Genomic DNA, 18,623 nt, shown 5'->3' with positions numbered 1-18,623 from the left:
CCGGCTACTTGATCTTGAACGACGTGTAGTCCTGGTTGAACAGCAGATGGTGATAGGACGTATCGAAGTCCATGCGTTCGGACAGGAACGTGGAGAACTGTTCGTTGCCGTACGGCGCCCACACGGCCTGCTCCATGTACGCCTTGTCCAGGGCCGCGTACTGCTCCTCGACGCCGCCGTCTCCGATCAGCTTCGTCAGCAGCTCGTCCTGCTTGGCGTTGTTGGCAGGGATGTTGACGTGGGAGAAGTTGTTTCCGTTCGTGGGCAGGATGGAATCGCCGTGCAGCAGCGGCCGGAAGAAGTCGTCCGGATGCGGGAAGTCCTGGAACCAGTCGGCGAATCCGGTGTCCAGGTCGGGCGTCGACTGGTTGCCGATCGTCGTCCAGTAGACATCGCCCGCAATCACCTTCAGCGTTGCATTGAAGCCCAATTGGGTGAGCAGGTCGTGGTAGTACTCCCCGATCCGCTTGCGGTCCGGCTCGTCATCGGTCCACACCGTGATATCGCGGTCCGCTGGATTCGCTTCTGCGATCAGTTGCTTGGCCTTGTTCATGTCGGGCCCCTGGAACAGCTTGTACTCCTGGTAACCGGGCATTCCCGGCGGCAGGATCTGTTGCGTCGGGTGCAGACGCCCACCGAAGATCCGGTTCAGCGCTTCCGGATCGACGGCGTAGTTGATCGCCTGACGCACCCTGATGTCGTTGAACGGGGCCTTCTGGGTGTTCATCCAGAAGTAGTAGGTGTTGATCGAGTCTTCGAGGCGGAATCGGTTGCCGTAGCGGGTCTTCACCTCTTGGAGCCGGTCCGACGCGGGCGGGTCGAGCATGAAATCGACCTTGTTCTGTTCGACGTCGGTGACCTGCGCGCTGTTGTTCTTGTTCTCGGCGATGGTGATCTTGTCGACGTTGGCGTCGGCGACTTCGGTGGCTCCCGCATCCTTGACGGTCTTGAAGTTCGGGTTGCGCTCCAGTGTCATGGTGCGCGGCGCTTCGACCTTGGTGATCATGAACGGACCGCTGGATGCCGGCGGCTTGTTGGTTGCGTCCTTGTCCAGCGGAGTGGTCGGCGGCACCGGTGCGGCGAACATCAGCGCCAGCACGTTTTCGAACGTGCCGTTCGGCTTGGTCAATTCGATCGTGATGTCACCGGTGTTGTCGTCGGTCTTGATGCCGCTGATCGTCTGCGCCTTACCGTCGGCGTAGTCCTGAGCGCCGACTATGACCTTCAAGAACACCGAACCGCCGGAGTCGGCCTTGAACAGCCGCTGGATGCCGTAGGTGAAATCGGATGCCTTGATGGGCGTTCCGTCGGAGTACTTCATGTTCGACCGTAGCTTGAGCTTGTACGTCTTGCCGTCGGGCGAGATGTCGGGCATCTTCTCGGCCAGCGCCGGCACCACCTGGGTGCCGTCCTTGCCCTTGGCGTGCTTGTAGGTCAGCAGCGGGGTGTAGACGTTCCACAGCACTTCCCAGCCCTCGACCGTGTAGGACAGTTGCGGGTCGACATAGTCGGGGAACGAGGTCAGCGCGATGTTGATGTCGCCGCCGCCAGCGCCACCGCCGCCACCGCCGCCTTTGTCGCTGCCGCACGCCGCGACACCGAACGCTGCCAGCGGGGTGATGCAGGCGATCGCGACAACTTTGCGCAGTGTGTTCATCTCGCTCCTGTGGCTCACATGTGGGGTGACTCCCCTAAAGCTGTACGCCTTTTCATCGGCTGAGATGCCATCTTGGAGGAAAATTTCCTGACGGCAAGTCGAGCGTTTTCGAACATTTCTTGTGTTCGTTTGGCCCACCGATAGCGTCAATTTTTCGGTATTTCAGCCGGGCGAAGTTAACTGTGCCATGATCACCGCAGGGCTACGCCGAGTTCCTCGGCGGCTGCCGGTTGTCAAAAATCGGCTAGTTGCGGGGCCAATAGATAGGAATCAAGATGGAGTTCTCCCGCTTGTCTCGTCGACTTGCGGCTGTTGCCGGAGGGGCGGCCATCATCACCATGGTGGGCCTGACGGCGTCGTGCGCCAAGGAGGAAGAAAAGGCGCCCGAGACCACGACAACCACGACGACGACCACTACCGCACCGGCAACCACGGCGCCTCCGACCGCTCCACCACCGACGACTGGCGAGAAGAGCATCGACCCGACCGGGGGCAACCTGTTCACGCCGCCGGTGAAGGCGCCGCCGGCGCCAACTGAGCCGCCCGGCGTTCACCGGAACAACGGATAGGACCCCAACATGAAGTCATTCCTCCCGACTCGCCGATTCGCCGCTGTGGCCGGCCTGTCGGCGATCGTCGCAATGGGCGCTATGACGGCCGCGTGCGCCAAGGAAGAAGAGAAGGCGCCGGAAAACACGACGACGACCACCACCACGACGGCGACGACCGCCACCTCAGGAGCGGGAGCGCCGTCGGCACCGTCTGAGAAGAGCATTGACCCGACGGGCGGCAACCTGTTCACCCCGCCGGTTCAGGCCACCCCGGCACCGAATGTTCCGCCCGGCCAGCATCCCGGTATCAACAACGTTCCGTAAGCGCCGGATTCAGGTGCGTCACCGCCTGCTGGCGATAGTTGCGGCGGGCGTGCTCGTGCTCGCCACCGGTGTGTACACGCGGATCCCTGACCAGCAACCGGGCATCCGCGGTCCGATGGCGTTGTTGCTCACCAGCTCAACGGATCTCGGGCCGTCCCGGGACGGCAGCGTGCAGTTGACTGCTGCGCTGTCCGACCCGGTTCGGCCTGCCGCGTTGTTCGACTGGGCTGGCGCACAACGCGTGTCGGTGCGGTGGCGGCCTGGCGACGCATGGGCCGTCATCGAGGGTGCGGCTCAGGATGTGGCGAGCGCGTTGCGGGTGCCGGTGCACGACTACCGCGGGCGCAAGGGGCAGGTGTTCTACGCGTCGCCGCAGCAGCCCGCGGTGCCGGAACCGGTGCGCGGCGTGGTCAGCGAACTGGGCCGCATCCTCGGCTACACCCCGCACCGCGAGGCGTCGCCGGGCGTCCTGCCGCTGGACGTGCCCACCGGCGGCTTGGGTCCGAAGGCATTGCTGGAGGCCTACAACGCCAACCCCCTTGCCGCCGCGGGCTTCACCGGCAAGGGCGAGACCATCGTGTTCTTCGAATTCAGCGGATACGACCAGAAAGACCTCGATGCGTTCGCGGACTCGTCGGGACTGCCGCGGTTCACCCCCGTACTGGTGGGTGGTCAGCCGGGACCGTCCGGCGCCGAGACGGTGATGGACCTCGAAGTCGCACATGCCATTGCGCCCGGCGCGACGAAGGTGGTGGTCAACGCCAGGCCTACCGTCGAAGGCGACGGGGCATACGAGAAGATCGGGCAGTTGTTCGAGTCTGTCGATCGGCAGTTCCCCGGCGCGGTTTGGAGTCTGTCGATCGGCTGGGGGTGCGATGCACTGCTGAAGGCCGCTGATCTGGCTCCGGTTGAGGGCGCGTTGGCCACCGCGCAGAAGCACGGCACGTCGGCGTTCGACGCCAGCGGCGACACGGCGGGCCTGGAATGCAAGGGCGGTGACGAGTGGGCGTCACCACCCGGTGCGGATGATATTGGGCTGGACGCGATTTCGTCGCTGCCCGCGATGACGTCGGTCGGCGGGACCACCCTGTCGACCGATCAGAACGGCGGCTGGATGGGCGAACGCGCCTGGGTCGATTCGCCGCTGTCCCAGGGCACCAGCGGCGGCGTGTCGGCGCTGTTCAACCGTCCCGCGTGGCAGCGCGACCTTTCGATGGAACGCGACATCAAGCAGCGTCGCCTCGCCCCGGACGTCTCCGCCGTCGCCGACCCGTTCACCGGTGTGCGGATCGTGTTCAACCAGCAGGACGCGGTCGGCGCGGGCACCTCGCAGGCGGCACCGATCTGGGCGGCGCTGACGGTGTTGATGAACCAGTACCTGGTCGCCAACGGCGGACAAAAGTTGGGCAACATCAACCCGCTGCTCTACCGGGTGGCCGCGGGTGCGAACCGGCCGGCGTTCCGCGACATCAGTTTTGGCGGCAACGCCGTCGACCTGTCGCAGCCCGGATACGACATGGTGACGGGTCTCGGCAGCCCCAACGTCGACTACCTGGTCCGGGATCTGCTGGATATCCAGAGCGGCGTCGCGCCGCGATGATGCACTGCCCGGTCTGCGACGCGGAGGTGCCCGCGGCCGCGTTCTGCGGCACCTGCGGCACACACCTTCCGGCGGAGCGCGGTGAGCGCAGGGGCCGCCTGCGCATGAGCGCATCAGCGGCGGCGCCGGGTGAACACGTACTGCGGCTGTCGATCGCGAGCACCCTGTTTCCGCATCTGCCACACCGCTCGCGGGCACCGTTTCGGGCGGCGCTGGCGCTGGTGTTCCTGGCGTTGGTGGTCTGCGGGCTGCTGCGCGGGCAAGCACCCCTGATCGCGCTCAGCGCTCTTGCGCTTCCGTTGCTGTTCGGAATGTACTTGCGCGCGGCGGATGTCGACGACGATCTGCCCGCCCCGGCGTTGGTCCTGACTGTGTTGCTTGGGGTGGGGTTCGGCGTTGGGTGGGGGCTGCTCAGCGGTGGGCTCATCGCCGAGCGGTACGACGTCGCGTTCGGCGACGTCGAGGTCGACGCCGCCACGGTCCTCACCGGACTCGGGGTGGCGCTGCTGACGGCGGTATTTTCGTTGCTTCCCGCGGTGGTGGTGCGGTTGACCCGGCCGTCGACGCGAGAGTCGTTGGATGGGTTCGTCATTGGCGCGTTGGGAGCCATCGCGTTCACCGCGGCGGGCACCCTCACACGGTTCGCGCCCCAATTCGCCACGGGACCGAAGGCGGACGCCGCGCGGCCGGTCACCGAACTCCTCGTCCAGGCCGCCATCCTCGGCGTCGCCCTGCCGCTGACCGCCGCGGCACTCGGCGGTCTGTTCGGCGGAGCGCTGTGGTTCACGCCGCCCGCGGGCAGCAACCGGCGACCGGCGGTGGTGCTGCTCGCTGCAAGTGCCGCGGCGGCCCTGCTGCTGTACGGCCTGCTCGGCGTGATGGAGTCACTGCCCTTTTTCGAAGGACTTCATCTCGGACTGCACCTGGTGATCGCCGTAATCGCCTTGCTGGTGCTGCGGATCGGGCTGCAGGCGATGCTGTTGTACGAAGAGCACGACCCGCGGGTACCCGAGCGGCATGTGTTGTGCCCGCACTGCGACCATGTCGTGCCGGACACGGCTTTCTGCCCGAATTGCGGGGTGGCCGCGCGTGCCTCGTCGCGCACGGCGCGCCAGCAACGACGCGCACCCGCAAGCGCACCCGTGACCCGGCCCGGTTACGCGATGCCCGCTGGCTCGTATGAGACCGCGCCGACCCGATACATCACTCATGGCAGGGTGTTGACGGGCTTGGGGGTCGGCACGGCCGTCGTGGCCGCCGCGGCGGTCGCGGTGTCGGTGCTGGCGACGCCGAAGGCGCCGAAATTCGTGTGTCCGCCAGACTGTGGGCAGCCGCCGATCGGCGAACCCGTCGAGACGAATCCGTGGTTCATGTCCAGCGACGGCAGATTCTCCGTCCAATATCCCCGCGCCGGGACGGCCTACGAGGTGACGTTCGATCCCGACGGGGTGAACGTGGACTTCACCGCGGGGGACACCGGCAGGATGCAGTTCTTCGGCCTTCCCGCCAACGGGCGCACCTCGAAGCAGATCGCCGAGCAACTGATCCGGGACAAATATCCGGACGCCACAACGGATTACGAGATACCCAACGCCATGGTCGGCTATCAGCCCGGTTACGGGGTGGTCAAAGACGCCTACCCGCAGGATTCGGCGGGCACCTTCACGCGGCTGAGGCTACTGGTGCTGGTTGCGATCAAGAAGAACTACGCGTTGGTGGCGGCGGCGATCGGCCCCTATCACGAATTCAGCCCGAGCTTCGGCAGCGGCCACCCGTCGGGGGTCAACATGCAACTGGCTCTGGACATGGGCAAGTACGTGAACAGCTTCATCTGGCGCGACAACTCGCACCGTTAATTGCCGTAGCCGTACTGCGGTTCGTGGAATCGGTTGATGATCGGGATGCGTTCGATGATCCGGTCACGCAACCGTGGCTGCGGCGGCGGCGCGGGCGGCACGTAAACCGGTGCGGGCGCAGGCGGTACGTAATTCGGCGCAGGCGGCACCGCCGCCGGTTCGGGCGCAGGCGCGGCGGGCGGCTCGACCATCGGGATGGCGTCGGGCACATCCGGCAGCGGAGCGGCGGCCTCGACGATCGGATGGGCCTCCGGCTCTGGCGGCGGAGGCAGAGCTGCCGCCGGAACCGGTTGCGGCGGCACCGGTGCGGGCGCGGCCTGTGCGGAAGGTGCAGCGGGCGGTTTTGCGGGCGGTCGTACCGGTTTCTCAATGGTGGCCGCTGTGTCCCGTTGCGCCACAGCCGTTTCCCTGTCGGGAGTCAGCCCGATGCCGAGCAGGGTGGACAGCGAGACGACGAGCGCGACGGCCGCGGCCGCCACCACCGACGACAGCGCTGCGGTCCTCGACGGCATCCGCCATCGTGCAGGCGGAGCGTTCAGGGCGTTGACCGCTCCGGCCGACGCCAGCGCGGCACCCCTCGCCAGCGCGAGATCGGCTTGGGCCGCGGTGATCACGGGAACGCCTGCCCCGTCGAACGACGCCGCGATGGCATCGAGGTCGCCTGCCGAACCGAGCACGAAGATCGACTCGGGTCGGGCGGCGTGGCGGTCGAGGGCGGCGAAGATCTCGTCGGCCGTCGGTTCGACCCGGTCCGTCGTCACCCCGTCCGCATCGACCACGGTGAGCAGGGCGCCGTCGGGTTCGAACAGGCAAACAGCCACGTCTGCGAAGCCGCCCCGATCGGCGATACCCGCCGCCAGCGCGTCGGCGGCTTCCTCGTCGGACACCGTGACGACGTTGTACAGACCCCGGTCGGCCAGGGCGTCGAGCAGGCTGGACGCGGCGGCCTCGGCCTCAGTAGCCCAGGTGACCCCCACCGCATGCAGTCGGTTGTCCGCGACCGCGGTCAGGACGTCGTCGAGGGTGTCGGAATCCACTGCATCGCGAGAGATTGTGGCGCCCTCGGCCGTCGTGCCTTCTACCAGCACCCATCGGAGGACTGCCGAACTGATCGACAGACCGAGTACGAGGTCCACCTGGTTTGCTCCCCGCTTCGGACAAATCGGATCCGAGCCTACCGCTCTAATCAAATTCTCAAAAACCGTCCGTAAATCGCGCGCGGTCAGAGGTTGTACCTTTAGGGTTCCAGTCGTGCCTCAGATGGATCGTCGCAATTTGATGTTGATGGCCGGGCTCGGTGCCCTGGCCGCCGCTATCCCCCTACCCGAGGCCGGGGCTGCGCCGCCGAGCGGCGATCCCGGCAGGTACATCTTCTCGGATGAGTTCGACGGGCCCGCCGGTGCGCCGCCCAATCCCGCGAACTGGACGGTGCAGAGCTGGCAGGACGACGTGTTCCCGCCGGTGGAGGGTATATACCGCGACGATCGCCGAAACGTGTTCCTCGACGGCAACTCCAACCTCGTCCTGCTCGCCACCCAGGAAATGGGCGACTACTTCAGCGGCAAGGTGCGCGGTAATTGGCGAGTGCCGATCAACACCACCTGGGAGGCGCGGATCAAGCTCGACTGCTTGTTCCCAGGACTGTGGCCTGCGTTCTGGGCGGTGAACGAGGATCCGCTCCCCGACGGCGAGGTCGACATCTTCGAGTGGTACGGCAACGGCAACTGGGCACCGGGAACCACCGTGCACGCCGCTTCCAATGGCAAGACCTGGGAAGGCAAGTCGATCCCGGGGATGGTCGACGGCGCGTGGCACACCTGGCGGATGCATTGGGGCGAGGACGGTTTCAAGTTCTGGCGGGATTATGTCGACGGGGCGAAGCCGTACTTCAGCGTGCCGAACAAGCCGATCCCGGTGCACGGCAACGTGACTGACTTGCGGTGGCCGTTCAACAACCCCGGCTACTGGTTGTCACCGATGTTCACCCTCGCGGTCGGTGGGGTCGGCGCCGGCGACGCCGCGTTGGGCACCTACCCGGCGGCGTATCTGGTCGACTACATCCGCGTCTGGTAGCTATTTGGTCGCCTTGATCACCTGCACCAGGTGAAACGACCAACGGTCGACGAACCGGAAGCCGAGGCTGTTGGGCACCGCGTACGCGGGCGTATCGGAGAAGCGTTGGTCGGACGTGTCCGCCTGGGTGATGATCCACACGACACGGCAGTCGCTGAGCGGTCCCGCGGTGGCCTCCGGGATCAGGTTGGTGTCGAAGACGTCGTTGAGGTCGGTCGCTCGCTGCCACAGGCTCAGGTCGACCAGTTTCCGGTAGGCGTCGGGGCGGGCGGCCAGCAACGGCCGCATCGGTGCGGGCATGAAGGTCACCGTGTCGTTGACGAGCAGGCAGTCGCCCGCGGCGGCTTTCGCGGTGATCAGGTCCGCCACCTGGCTGTAGTCCATCCCGTACTTCGCATACGGACCGCGTTGCACCAGAAGGTAATTCGGTACGGCGGCGACCGCGAGGACGCTCACCACGGCCACCGCCAGCCACGGCTTGACGGCCAGTGCGCCGATGCACACTCCCAACGCCAGTGCGACCGCAGGTGCGGTGAAGCACAAGTAGCGGGGGGTGTAGATCGGGTTCACGACCGTGGACCAGAGCAGGATCACGGAGGTCGGGAGGATCAGCCACGCGGCCGCCAAGGCCAGCAGTTGACGGTCCGGGCTGGCCGAGGTGAACAGCCACACCGCGACAGCCGTCGCGACCACGAGCACCGACACGATCGTGAACGGCGGGCTCCTCTCGAAATACTGCTGGATCGCCACGTCCTCGAGCGTGCGTCGGCCGACGGGTGCGATCCAGACGATCTGGTGCACCTGACCGAACGCCTCGCGCACGAACGGGCCCAACGCCAGAGTTGCCAGCCCCGCAGCAACGCCGAACCGTAGCACCGTCTTTCGGCCGGGCCGGTAGAGGCAGAGGAATGTGATGTGCGCCAACAACATCAGCGCGAGATAGATGTCGAGCAGAGTCGACACCGCGAACGCGACGCCGTACGCCACCCAGATCCGCGCGTCGTCGCGGCGAAGCGCGTGCACGAACAGCACCGTCAACCAGACCGCGGCCGCCATCGTCATCGCATAGGGCCTGGCTTCGATGCCCGCCCACGTCGATCGGGGCAGGATCCCGCAAATTACCCCCGCACTCACCGCGACGGTGCGCGACGAGAACTGCTTGGCCAACACCACCACGCCTGCCGCCGCGGCGCCGACCGCCAATCCGCTGGGCGCACGCGACCAGAACTCGGTCGGCGGAAACAGTTGAAACCAGCCGTGCATCACCAGGTAGTACAGGCCGTGGACGGCATCCACATTGCCTAACATCTGCCACAGCGCGGGCAGCGACCGGCTGTAGGAAGCCGAGATGGTCGCCGCTTCGTCGTACCAGAACGACGGGCGGGCCGCACCCGCGAGGCTCACCGCGGCGGCCAGGACCCCGACGACCAGTGGGTCGAGCACGGCCGGCCTCAGTCTCATCAGACGGCTATGTTGCCAGAGCCTTCGTCGTAGCCTGAGTGCGTGGGGAGGAGGCTGCGGATCCTCGTCGTCGGCGCGGGCGTCGGCGGCATCTCCGCAGCCAGGGGATTACTGCGCGACGGCCACGACGTCACCGTCGTCGAACAGCGGCCGGACACCCAGCCCGGAGGTGGGGCCGTCACGATCTGGCCCAACGGTGCGACGGTGTTGCAGCAACTCGGTGTCGACATGACCGGGGCAGGGCAGCGGCTGAGCAGCGTGCGGGTGGTGACGTCGACGGGCCGCCCGCTGGTCACTTTGGACCTGACCGCGATCGTGCATCGGCTCGGCGAGTCGGTCCGGATGGTGCCGCGGCGGGTGCTGCTCGAACGACTGCTCGATGGCTTCCAGACCGACCGGATCCAATTCGACCGGCGCGCGGCCAGGGTGGCCACTTTTCGCGACGGGGTGCGGGTGGAGTTCGAAGACGGTGGCGCGGCAGAGGCTGATCTGCTCATCGGCGCGGACGGTCTGCACTCGAAGGTGCGAGACGTAGTCGGGGCGCGCGATGCGGAGCCGACAGGTTGGTGTAGCTGGCAGGGGTTGGCCACCGTTGCTGATCTCGTAGACAAGCACGTCGCGCTTCTCGTCATCGGCGAGCACGGGAATCTCGGCCTTTGGCCCGCAGGCGGATCCGAGGTGCAGTGGTGGTTCGATCTGCCGTGGTCGTTCGGATTCGTCAGACCCGAATCGCCGATAGCCGGTCTCCGCCAACACTTCACCGGATGGTGCGAAGTGGTCGACGGGTTGCTGGCCACGTTGACCGACGCTGATCTGGCGGATTCGCCGTACCCACACTTCCGGCATCCGGTGCCGGGACCCGGTCGCGGCCCGCTGACGCTGCTGGGCGACGCCGCGCACACGATGCCGCCGACGCTCGCGCAGGGCACCAATCAGGCGCTGCTCGACACGATGGTGCTGTGCAAGGCGCTCGCGGATGTGCGCGGCGATCCGTCGAAAGCGTTGCGCTGGTATGAGAAGACGCGGCGACGCAGTGTGTCGGCGGTGTCGCGGGTGACCGCGCTGCAGGTGTCGCACACCGAGGCGGTGCTCAGGCCGGCGGCGGTGATCCCGGACCGCTGCATGACGTGGGCGCTGACGACCTTCCTCGGCAAGGTGAGTCACCGCCGGATCTGCGCGGAGGTCAGCAGGGATCTCGCGGCCATGCCGAGCTCATGACCGTCGACCCGGTGACGGTGCGCGGCGCCATCGATGCGCCGTCGCGCTGGCTCTGGTTGGTCAAGTGGTGCGTGCTTGCGGTGCCGCACTATCCGATCTTGATCGGCCTGTATCTGGTGTATCCGTTCTCGACTTTCGTTGCAGGCGTGGCGATCTTGTGCACGGGACGCTATCCGCGCCGAATCTTCGACTTTAACGTGGGGGTGCTGCGCTGGTCCTGGCGGGTGATGAACTACCGATTCCCGATGAACACCACCGACAAGTACCCGCCGTTCACTCTCGCCGCCCGGCCTGCCTATCCGGGCGACCTGGACGTCGACTATCCCGAGCGGCTGGACAGATGGTCGGTGCTGGTCAAATGGTGGTTGCTGGGCCTGCCGCAGATCCTGCTGTGCTGGGCGATGGAGGCGTTCCTCCAGGTGCTGTGCGTGATCAACGCGGCGTGGTTATTGGTCAAGGGCTCGATTCACGAGGGCATGTTCGACCTCTTGATGGGGATGGTGCGCTACCGGTACCGGGTGGCGGTCTACGTCTCGTTGATGCGAGACGAATATCCGCCGTTCCGGATGGATTTGGGCATGCCGTGACGCGGCGTAACCCGTTGTTCCCGTATGTCTACCGGTTGGGCACACCGGTGTTCGGGAAGCTGTTCTACGACCGGTATCGCCGCGAGGCGATGAGCTATGCGACCGGTCGGCTGTTGCTGGTCGGTATCGGACCGGGCACCGATCTGGCGTTTGTGCCGCAGGCGGTGACGTCGATCGCCGCCGTGGAACCGGAGGCGGCGTTTCGGCGGATGGCGTTGGCTGCCGCGCGCCGCCGCGGTCTAACGGTTGACGTGGTGGCCGGGGTGGCGGAGTCGATCCCGTTCCCGGACAACAGCTTTGACTCGGTTCACGTCGGCCTGGTGCTGTGCTCGGTCGACGACGCGGACGCGGCCCTCGACGAGATCGGGCGGGTGCTCGCGCCCGCGGGACGGTTGGTGGTGCTCGAGCACGTCCGCGGCGACGGTGTGATGGGTCGGTTCCAGGATCTGATCGCCAGGCCGTGGTCTGTGGTGGCGTCCGGGTGTCATCCCAACCGCCGGACCGTCGATGCCATCGCCGCGGCCGGCTTCGACACGGCGGGACTGCGCCGCATCCGCCGCACGGCCGTGCCGCCGCCGTGCACACCGCATCTGCTGGGTTTCGCGACGTCGGCGCGCGGTTGAACTTCCCGCGGGGGTGCTACGTGACCTCTACAGGGGAAGGGGAGCGACCCATGACAAACGCACAGAAGATCGGATGCATGTGGGCCCTGGCCATCGCGCTGGGCGTCGGGGTGGCGGCGGTGAGCACGCCGGCGATCGCGGCGGCAGATTCGGGGAAGGGGGCGTCGTCGCAGTCGGCGCATAAGCCGTCGGCCAAGAAGAGCGGGGCGGCGACGAAGAACGACACCCCCAAACCGCACCGGCGTGCGCCGAAGAAACAGCCTGTCACCAAGGTGTCAGCGCTACAGGTGCGCTCGACGGCCACTGCACCCGAACCGAAGACTGCTGCCGCGGCGGCCGACCCGGGTTTCATCAGCTCGACACACGACTTCTTCGGCCTGTTCTCGGTGACCTCGGCCGCCGATCCCGACGACGACAACTATGTCGCGTTCGTTCTTCGCACACCGTTGTTCACCGACGTGCTGACGTCGGGCACCGACCCGGAGAACAACCTGGGATTGGGGCGCGCGAGCATCGGAGTGGCCGGGCATACGGTGAACACGTTCATCGGCCCGTTCGCGACCTTCTCGCTCGCGATCCCGGTCGAGGACCCGTTCGCCCCGCTGTTCACCGAGCTTGTGCGGGCTGGCTTTTGATCATTCGACGCTGACGGCCTCGATGATGTTCAGCCGCGCTGCCCGACGCGCAGGCGGCACCGAGCCGAGCAGGCTGATGGTGATCGCCCCGAGGGTGAAGGCGAGCGCCATCGGGCTCGGCCGAAACTCGACGGTGAAGTTCATGATGTCGCCGCTGACGAGGCTGTAGAGCCATTGGTCGGCCAGCCCGAACATCAGCCCGAGCACGCCGCCGACGACACCGATGGCGGCCGCTTCGGCAAGCACCATGCCGAGAGTCAGTCTGCGACTGGATCCCATGGCGCGCAGCACGCCGATCTCCCGGCGTCGTTCCAGCACCGACAGCGTCAGCGTGTTCAGCAGCGCGACGGCGGCAACGAACGCGACGATGATCCACACCGCGTTGGCGATGAACATGCTCTGTCGCATCGGCGCTTCCATCCCGGCCAACGCCGCCGCACCGTCGTAGACGTAGTTCTCGGCGGGCACGACCCGTCGGACGCCCTGCAGAACCCTTGGGGCGCCGTCAATTTGAAGCGTGGTGGCGGCCGGACGGTCGAACCATGCGCGCATTTGGCCGAGTTCCATTCCGACAGTGCCGATGACTGTGGAGAAGTAGGGCACCAGCGCCAACACCGTCACCTGCTGCACACCGTGCGGGGACTGCATCCGCAGCGTGTCGCCGGCCTTGACCTGAAGTGACCTGCCGAGGTTCTGGGTGAGCACCACACCGCGACCGGCGAGCACCTCGTCGCGTGTCCGGGCGTCGAGCGCCCGATACAGCGGATCGGCTGTGCCGGGGGCGAATCCGTCGAGCATGACGCGGGTGCCTGACACGTCGGCGAACGCGAACGCGCCCTCGACCACCCGTTGGACTCCCGGCACCGAGCGCACTTGATCCGAAAGGCCCTGCGGCAGGGGTGTGGTCGCGTACCTGTCAGGCGAGTCCGCGCTCACCCAGACGTCGACGTCGGCCACGGGTGCGAAGATGGCGCGCGCCGAGCGGATCATGTCGGTGTTCGTGCCGGTGATGAGAACCGTGGTGACCACCGCGATCAGCACGGTCATGACGGTGGCCCACACCCGACGCGTCGAGCGCTCGATGGTCGCGGCGGCCAGCGATCCGGCGGAGCCGAACGTTCTGGCGACGCCGGCGGTGGCCTTGACGATCGGCGCCGCGACGGCGAAGCCAAGGGCGATCTCGGCGCAGAACAGCGCGGACATCGCAGCGACCGCGATGGTGCCGCTTCGGCCGACGACGATGACGATCGCCACGGCGAACACCGCTATGGCGCCGACGCCGACCGCGACGCGCAGCCACCTCGGTACCCGGTCGGCCGCCGACACCCCGACCGGCGCCAGCGCCTCGATCGGCGACACCTTGTACACCTGCCTGGCCGCCGTGGCCGCCGCGACGACACTGGTGAGCACCGTCGTCGCGAGCGCGATCGGAATCGCGTAACCCGGCAGCCAGTACTGGATCCGGGCCTCCAACCCCTGGGTCAACGCCGGGGGCAATCGACCAATCGCGATGCGGCCGAGCGCTATTCCGGCGGCCGACCCGATCGCGCCACCGTTGACGCCGAGCACCGCCGCCTCGGCCAGCATGTCGCGCACGATGGTGGCGCGCCTACCGCCGATCGCGCGGAGCATGGAGAGCACGGGCCGGCGCTGGGTGATCGCCATCGTCATGGTGGTGTAGATGAGAAACGCGCCGACGATGAGGGCGACCACCGCGCCCATCAGAGCCATGTAGTTCATCATCTTGACGCCGTCGCCCGCGCGCGCGGCACGCATACTCGGCGGCGCGACGATCGCACGCCCGTCGACGGCTTTGGTGACCACGTCTCGAACCACCGCGAGGTCGGCGCCCGGTCGGGTGGTGATCAGGATCGAGTCGAGTTGGCCTGTTCTGCCGGTGACGTTCTGCGCCAGGGCAAGCGGGGCAAGGACGTACTGTCCGCTGTTGAGGTCGCTGAGTTGCTCGCCTTCGAGCACATCGGTGACGGTCACCTCGCCGGAGCCCAACTGGAATTTGTCGCCCTTGGCGCGGCCTACGCCGGGCCCGACCTGCACACCGTCCGGTGTCTGCGCCAACTGCTCGACCGGTTGGGCGACAGCGTCTTTGAGCGCACCACCCAGTTCGGCGCTGCTCTTATCGGCGCCGAACAGCAGCACCGGTCCTGATTGCGTCTGCGCCGACATCCGGATCATCGGTGCGGCGGTGGCGACGCCGGGTACCGCGGCCACCTCGGCGGTGATCGAATCGGGGAACCCCGCGTCGGTGATACCCGACACCTCGAGGGCGGCGATACCGGCGACGCCGTCGGCCAGCCGGCTGACTGATCCGGTGATCGACCCGAAGATGCCGAAGACGGCGACGAGATACATTGCAGAGACTGCCATTACGGATATCGAGGCGACGGTCCGTCGGCGATGCACGACGAACTCGCGCAGACTGAACACCCGCAACCGGCTCGCGGTGGCGGTGATCGTCGCGCCCAGTGTCACGGCAGCGCCGACATCTCATCAGATCCCAGCCGACCGTCCTGCAATGTGATCACCCGATCGGTGGCGGCCGAGGCGTCGGGATTGTGCGTCACCATCACGACCAATCGGCCGCGGCCCTGTTCGTGTGCGACCTCGGCGAGTAGCGCCAAAATCGCAGCGCCTGTTGTGGTGTCGAGGTTTCCGGTCGGCTCGTCGGCCAGGATCAGCGGTGGATCCATCATCAGGGCGCGGGCCACCGCGACCCGCTGCATCTGCCCGCCGGACAGTTCTGATGGCCGGTGCGTCGTCCGGTTCCCCAGACCAACCCGCTCCAAAAGGCGGACCGCGTCCGGTTTGACCTTGCCGAGGCGAACGCCGTCCAAGAGCTTGGGGACCGCGACGTTCTCCCAGGCGGACAGCGTCGGCAACAGGTTGAAGAACTGGAAGACGAAGCCGACGCGGTGATGCCGGAACGCCGACTGCTGTTCGTCGGTCAGCGCGCCGATCTCGTCGCCGTCGAACGTGATCGAACCGGAGTCAGGGGAATCCAGCGCGCCGAGCACATGCAGCAGGGTGCTCTTGCCCGCACCCGAGGGCCCGACGATGGAAACGAATTGGCCACCGGTCAGGCGCAGGCTGATGCCGTCGAGCGCGCGAACCGGTTGACCCCCGACCGTGTATTCACGGACCACGTCGCGCAGTTCGATGGTCAGTTCCGCAGCGTCGCTCATGGCGGGTCACCCCCGCTCGGGCAGCTTACTCGGGAGCAGGCAGGTCAACCTGCGATTTCGGCCCGGTGCGCAGGGGCGATGCCTACAGTTGATGACCTCTCCGTAAATAACCGGAGACTTCAGAAAGGAGCGGCGATGACTCTGCAGCTTTCGTCGCGGCGATCCATCCTTCTCGGCGCATTCGCCCTCGCCGTTGCCGCGGCGCCGGCGGTTGCCGCCGTACCGGTTTCATCGACGCTGACGCAGGTCGCCGAATGCCCGCCCGGTTACGTCACCGAGGAGACCAGCGGGGCCTGCGTGATGGGCGCGCCCCAGATCGGGGAATCGGCGGTGCCTGGCAACCCGGCCATGCCCGAGGTCGACGGCATTCCGTGCACCGGCGCCAACACCGGCGAATGCATCGGATTGCAGGAATCCCAGGGCGGGGGCGCCGCTCCTATTCCGTGATTGTTCACACGTCGAGGCGGACTGTATAACGGGTACTTCTGTTCCCGCGCAGGCTTTTGACCTGCGAGAATGATGCGCGCGTCGGCTAGGGATCCGAACCGCGTGACCCCGTTCTGTGACCGCGTCGTGACAACTTCGTGACATTTGCCCCTGGTATTTCGTATCGTGCTTGCGTGGGCCGGCACTCATTAGCCAAGGAGCGGCGCAAGCCACCTGCTGCGCTGGCTGCGCTCATCGCCCCCGCTGCCATGTTCTTCGCCGTCACCGCCGATGTACATCCGTTGGCCGCCGAACGCGAGATCAAACCGGTCGCGCCCAAGCCCGCGCCCGCCCCCGAACCACCCGCGCCGTGCTGCTTCGAGATCGTCGCTGCGCCGCCCGGATTGCCGTCGGTGGTTCCGCCGGGAGCGAGTTCCGCGCCCGCGCAATTGGTTTCGGCGGCGTCGCGGTACCGTGTGGTCGACCGTGCGCTGCCGGCGGGCGTCGCACCCGAGAAGGGTCTGCAAGTCAGGACGATTCTCACCGCACGCCACATCAGCGCCGAGTTCCCCGAGATCCAATCGATCGGCGGCGTCCGGCCGGATGCGCTGCGGTGGCATCCCAACGGGTTGGCGCTCGACGTGATGATCCCCGACCCCAGTAGTGCCGCGGGTATCGCACTGGGCGACCAGATCGTGACGTACGTACTGCAGAACGCCAAGGTCTTCGGAATTCAGGACGCCATCTGGCGCGGTGTCTACTACACCCCAGGCGGTGCCAAGAGTGGCGGCTACGGCCATTTCGACCACGTGCATGTCACCACCACCGGGGGCGGGTATCCGACCGGCGGTGAGACCTACTACCGCTGAGACACTCCGGCGGGGGTGAACCGCACCGGCATCTTGTGGACGCCGTTCATCAGGGTCGAGCGCACTCGCTCGACCGGGCCCGCGAGTGCCAGATCCGTCATCCGCGACAGCACTTCGGGCACGAGCGCGGTGGCCTCCACCCGCGCGAGGTTCGCGCCGAGGCAGAAGTGCGTGCCGCCCCCGCCGAACGCTAGGTGGTGGTTCGGCGTGCGGCCGACGTCGAACCGGTCGGGGTCAGCGAAGTGCGCCTCGTCCCGATTGGCCGATGGGTAGTACAGCGCCACCCGGTCGCCTTCACGTAGCGGTACGCCACGCAGTGTGGTGTCCCTGGTGGCCGTGCGGGTGAAAACGGTGACGGGGCTGGTGTAGCGCAGCATCTCCTCGATGGCTGTCGGTAGCAGCGACGGGTCGGCAACCAGTCTGGTTCGCTCGTCAGGATGTTGCATCAACGCGAGAATGCCTGCGGCGACCAGGTTTCGGGTTGTGTCGCCGCCCGCATTGATGAGCAGTAGGAAGAACATGTTGAACTCGAGATCGGTGAGGTGCTCGCCGTCGACTTCGGCGTGCAGCAGCGAGGTTGCGATGTCGTCGCCGGGGACCTTGCGTTTGCGCGCGGCGAATTCGGTGCCGTACGCGAACATCTGCATCTGAGCGTCTTTGACGGTGGCGTCTGCGATGTCGCCGGTGTTCATGATCTCGGTCAGCCTGTAGAGCGTGCGACCGTCGTCGAGCGGAATCCCGAGCAGCTCTGCGATCACGTAGGACGGCAGGGCGCCGGCGACGTCGTCGACGAAATCGCACTCTCCCCGCTCTATGACGTCATCGACGATCTGGCGTGCCATGTCCGCCATGTGTTTGTTCAGGCGCGCGACCTGACGCCGGGTGAAGCCCTTGCTGACCAGCGACCGCAGCTTGGTGTGTCGCGGCGGGTCCAGTGTCAGCATCATCAGTTCCAACTGGAATTGCTCTGCTGGCAGCGGAACGTCGTAGAAGACACCGGTCGCCTGCGACGACCACGTGGCGCTGTCGCGGGACACCGCGTGCACCTCGTCGTAGCCGGTCACGGCGAAAAATCCGGGTCCGTCCTTAAACGGATGGAATGCGACGGGCGCGCGCCGGCGCAGTTCGCGGAACGCTTCGTAAGGCATGCCCTCGGCGTACGTGTCCGGGTCGGCCAGATCGACCCCGCCGATGCTGATCGCGTCTTCGACCATGGCGGATCACCTCCCGCCCGACGGTAGAACGGGTGACCGCCGATTTTCGGGTAAATGAACTGGCAGGCGTGTCTGTCGGTCAAACATCCGACACTGACGGTGTCGGTGACCGTCGTCGCCGCTCATTGCCCGGCATTGACCAGCGTCTCTACCCCTGCGGTTGGGGTCGCGGCGACCGCGCTGTCGGCCAGCTTGACGCCGGGCAGTCGCTGCGTTCAACGGCGAAGCCCGGGGGAAGGGCGGAACAGGTCTTTGCCGAAATCGAGTAGCTGTCTACTCGCGCCGGCGCACCCGTGCAGGTTGATGCTTCTTTCAGAAGGGGAGTTGCA

General features: G+C 66.6%; 17 protein-coding genes. 11 read left to right on the top strand and 6 right to left on the bottom strand.

Features of this window, described 5'->3' with window-relative positions:
- Positions 1–4: 4 nt before the first annotated feature.
- Positions 5–1,657: an ABC transporter substrate-binding protein gene (locus A5724_RS25740; RefSeq protein WP_067808997.1), complete on the bottom strand. Its 1,653-nt coding sequence runs from the start codon at positions 1,655–1,657 to the stop codon at positions 5–7.
- A 275-nt stretch (positions 1,658–1,932) separates the two neighbouring features.
- On the opposite strand from A5724_RS25740, the gene A5724_RS25735 reads away from it, so the two are divergent.
- The 4 genes from A5724_RS25735 to A5724_RS25720 all read left to right on the top strand — a co-directional run bounded on the left by A5724_RS25735 (position 1,933) and on the right by A5724_RS25720 (position 5,988).
- A complete protein-coding gene (locus A5724_RS25735; RefSeq protein ID WP_067808995.1) occupies positions 1,933–2,226 on the top strand; it encodes a hypothetical protein in 294 nt (97 codons plus the stop codon).
- 9 nt (positions 2,227–2,235) lie between these two features.
- Complete coding sequence (locus A5724_RS25730; RefSeq protein ID WP_067808993.1) at positions 2,236–2,532, top strand: hypothetical protein; 297 nt, start codon at positions 2,236–2,238, stop codon at positions 2,530–2,532.
- Positions 2,489–4,132 carry a S53 family peptidase gene (locus A5724_RS25725; protein WP_067808991.1) on the top strand — a complete coding sequence of 548 codons (1,644 nt, stop codon included), beginning with the start codon at positions 2,489–2,491 and terminating at the stop codon, positions 4,130–4,132. Before A5724_RS25730 ends, A5724_RS25725 begins: the two co-directional genes overlap by 44 nt.
- Positions 4,133–4,236: 104 nt before the next feature.
- Positions 4,237–5,988, top strand: a complete 1,752-nt coding sequence (locus A5724_RS25720; protein ID WP_232004980.1) for a zinc ribbon domain-containing protein — start codon at positions 4,237–4,239, stop codon at positions 5,986–5,988.
- Here A5724_RS25720 and A5724_RS25715 read toward each other — a convergent pair.
- The gene (locus A5724_RS25715; RefSeq protein WP_067808986.1) at positions 5,985–7,124 is read right to left on the bottom strand and encodes a hypothetical protein; all 1,140 of its coding nucleotides are present in this window, start codon (positions 7,122–7,124) and stop codon (positions 5,985–5,987) included. The two genes, A5724_RS25720 and A5724_RS25715, sit on opposite strands and share 4 nt — an antisense overlap.
- A 124-nt stretch (positions 7,125–7,248) precedes the next feature.
- Here A5724_RS25715 and A5724_RS25710 point away from each other — a divergent pair, with 124 nt between their 5' ends.
- On the top strand, positions 7,249–8,061 hold the full coding sequence (locus A5724_RS25710) for a family 16 glycosylhydrolase (protein ID WP_067808984.1): 813 nt from the start codon (positions 7,249–7,251) through the stop codon (positions 8,059–8,061).
- Here A5724_RS25710 and A5724_RS25705 read toward each other — a convergent pair whose 3' ends face one another.
- Positions 8,062–9,522 (bottom strand): glycosyltransferase family 39 protein, encoded by a 1,461-nt coding sequence (locus A5724_RS25705; RefSeq protein WP_067808982.1) that lies wholly within the window; start codon positions 9,520–9,522, stop codon positions 8,062–8,064.
- 42 nt (positions 9,523–9,564) lie between these two features.
- Between A5724_RS25705 and A5724_RS25700 the strand changes: the two genes are divergently transcribed.
- From A5724_RS25700 to A5724_RS25685, 4 genes are read left to right on the top strand one after another with little or no spacing between them, the layout of a single operon-like run.
- Complete coding sequence (locus A5724_RS25700) at positions 9,565–10,740, top strand: NAD(P)/FAD-dependent oxidoreductase (protein ID WP_197518783.1); 1,176 nt, start codon at positions 9,565–9,567, stop codon at positions 10,738–10,740.
- A 17-nt stretch (positions 10,741–10,757) separates the two neighbouring features.
- Complete coding sequence (locus tag A5724_RS25695; protein WP_067809499.1) at positions 10,758–11,327, top strand: DUF4389 domain-containing protein; 570 nt, start codon at positions 10,758–10,760, stop codon at positions 11,325–11,327.
- Complete coding sequence (locus A5724_RS25690) at positions 11,324–11,950, top strand: class I SAM-dependent methyltransferase (RefSeq protein ID WP_067808980.1); 627 nt, start codon at positions 11,324–11,326, stop codon at positions 11,948–11,950. The genes A5724_RS25695 and A5724_RS25690 overlap by 4 nt, the downstream gene beginning before the upstream one ends.
- Positions 11,951–12,000: 50 nt before the next feature.
- Entirely contained in the window at positions 12,001–12,585 is a 585-nt protein-coding gene (locus A5724_RS25685; protein ID WP_067808978.1) for a hypothetical protein, read from the top strand.
- Here the strand turns inward: A5724_RS25685 and A5724_RS25680 are convergent, their stop codons facing one another.
- Positions 12,586–15,075, bottom strand: a complete 2,490-nt coding sequence (locus A5724_RS25680; protein WP_067808976.1) for an FtsX-like permease family protein — start codon at positions 15,073–15,075, stop codon at positions 12,586–12,588. It abuts the gene before it with no gap.
- On the bottom strand, positions 15,072–15,767 hold the full coding sequence (locus A5724_RS25675; RefSeq protein WP_067809496.1) for an ABC transporter ATP-binding protein: 696 nt from the start codon (positions 15,765–15,767) through the stop codon (positions 15,072–15,074). Before A5724_RS25675 ends, A5724_RS25680 begins: the two co-directional genes overlap by 4 nt.
- Positions 15,768–15,920: 153 nt before the next feature.
- Between A5724_RS25675 and A5724_RS25670 the strand changes: the two genes are divergently transcribed.
- Positions 15,921–16,232, top strand: a complete 312-nt coding sequence (locus A5724_RS25670) for a hypothetical protein (RefSeq protein ID WP_067808974.1) — start codon at positions 15,921–15,923, stop codon at positions 16,230–16,232.
- Positions 16,233–16,405: 173 nt separating this feature from the next.
- Complete coding sequence (locus tag A5724_RS25665) at positions 16,406–17,080, top strand: hypothetical protein (RefSeq protein WP_067808972.1); 675 nt, start codon at positions 16,406–16,408, stop codon at positions 17,078–17,080.
- Here the strand turns inward: A5724_RS25665 and A5724_RS25660 are convergent.
- Positions 17,071–18,294 (bottom strand): cytochrome P450, encoded by a 1,224-nt coding sequence (locus tag A5724_RS25660; protein WP_067808969.1) that lies wholly within the window; start codon positions 18,292–18,294, stop codon positions 17,071–17,073. The genes A5724_RS25665 and A5724_RS25660 overlap by 10 nt on opposite strands.
- Between the last annotated feature and the right edge of the window lie 329 nt (positions 18,295–18,623).

It is taken from the genome of Mycobacterium sp. ACS1612, assembly GCF_001667505.1.
GTDB lineage: Bacteria > Actinomycetota > Actinomycetes > Mycobacteriales > Mycobacteriaceae > Mycobacterium.
This window is presented reverse-complemented; position numbering and strand designations above follow the sequence as displayed.

Coding starts and splice junctions, on each gene's coding strand:
- A5724_RS25670 (WP_067808974.1), top strand. CDS start 15,921: ATGACTCTGCAGCTTTCGTCGCGGCGATCCATCCTTCTCGGCGCATTC.
- A5724_RS25735 (WP_067808995.1), top strand. CDS start 1,933: ATGGAGTTCTCCCGCTTGTCTCGTCGACTTGCGGCTGTTGCCGGAGGG.
- A5724_RS25710 (WP_067808984.1), top strand. CDS start 7,249: ATGGATCGTCGCAATTTGATGTTGATGGCCGGGCTCGGTGCCCTGGCC.
- A5724_RS25685 (WP_067808978.1), top strand. CDS start 12,001: ATGACAAACGCACAGAAGATCGGATGCATGTGGGCCCTGGCCATCGCG.
- A5724_RS25730 (WP_067808993.1), top strand. CDS start 2,236: ATGAAGTCATTCCTCCCGACTCGCCGATTCGCCGCTGTGGCCGGCCTG.
- A5724_RS25660 (WP_067808969.1), bottom strand. CDS start 18,294: ATGGTCGAAGACGCGATCAGCATCGGCGGGGTCGATCTGGCCGACCCG.
- A5724_RS25725 (WP_067808991.1), top strand. CDS start 2,489: ATGTTCCGCCCGGCCAGCATCCCGGTATCAACAACGTTCCGTAAGCGC.
- A5724_RS25740 (WP_067808997.1), bottom strand. CDS start 1,657: ATGAACACACTGCGCAAAGTTGTCGCGATCGCCTGCATCACCCCGCTG.
- A5724_RS25720 (WP_232004980.1), top strand. CDS start 4,237: ATGAGCGCATCAGCGGCGGCGCCGGGTGAACACGTACTGCGGCTGTCG.
- A5724_RS25705 (WP_067808982.1), bottom strand. CDS start 9,522: ATGAGACTGAGGCCGGCCGTGCTCGACCCACTGGTCGTCGGGGTCCTG.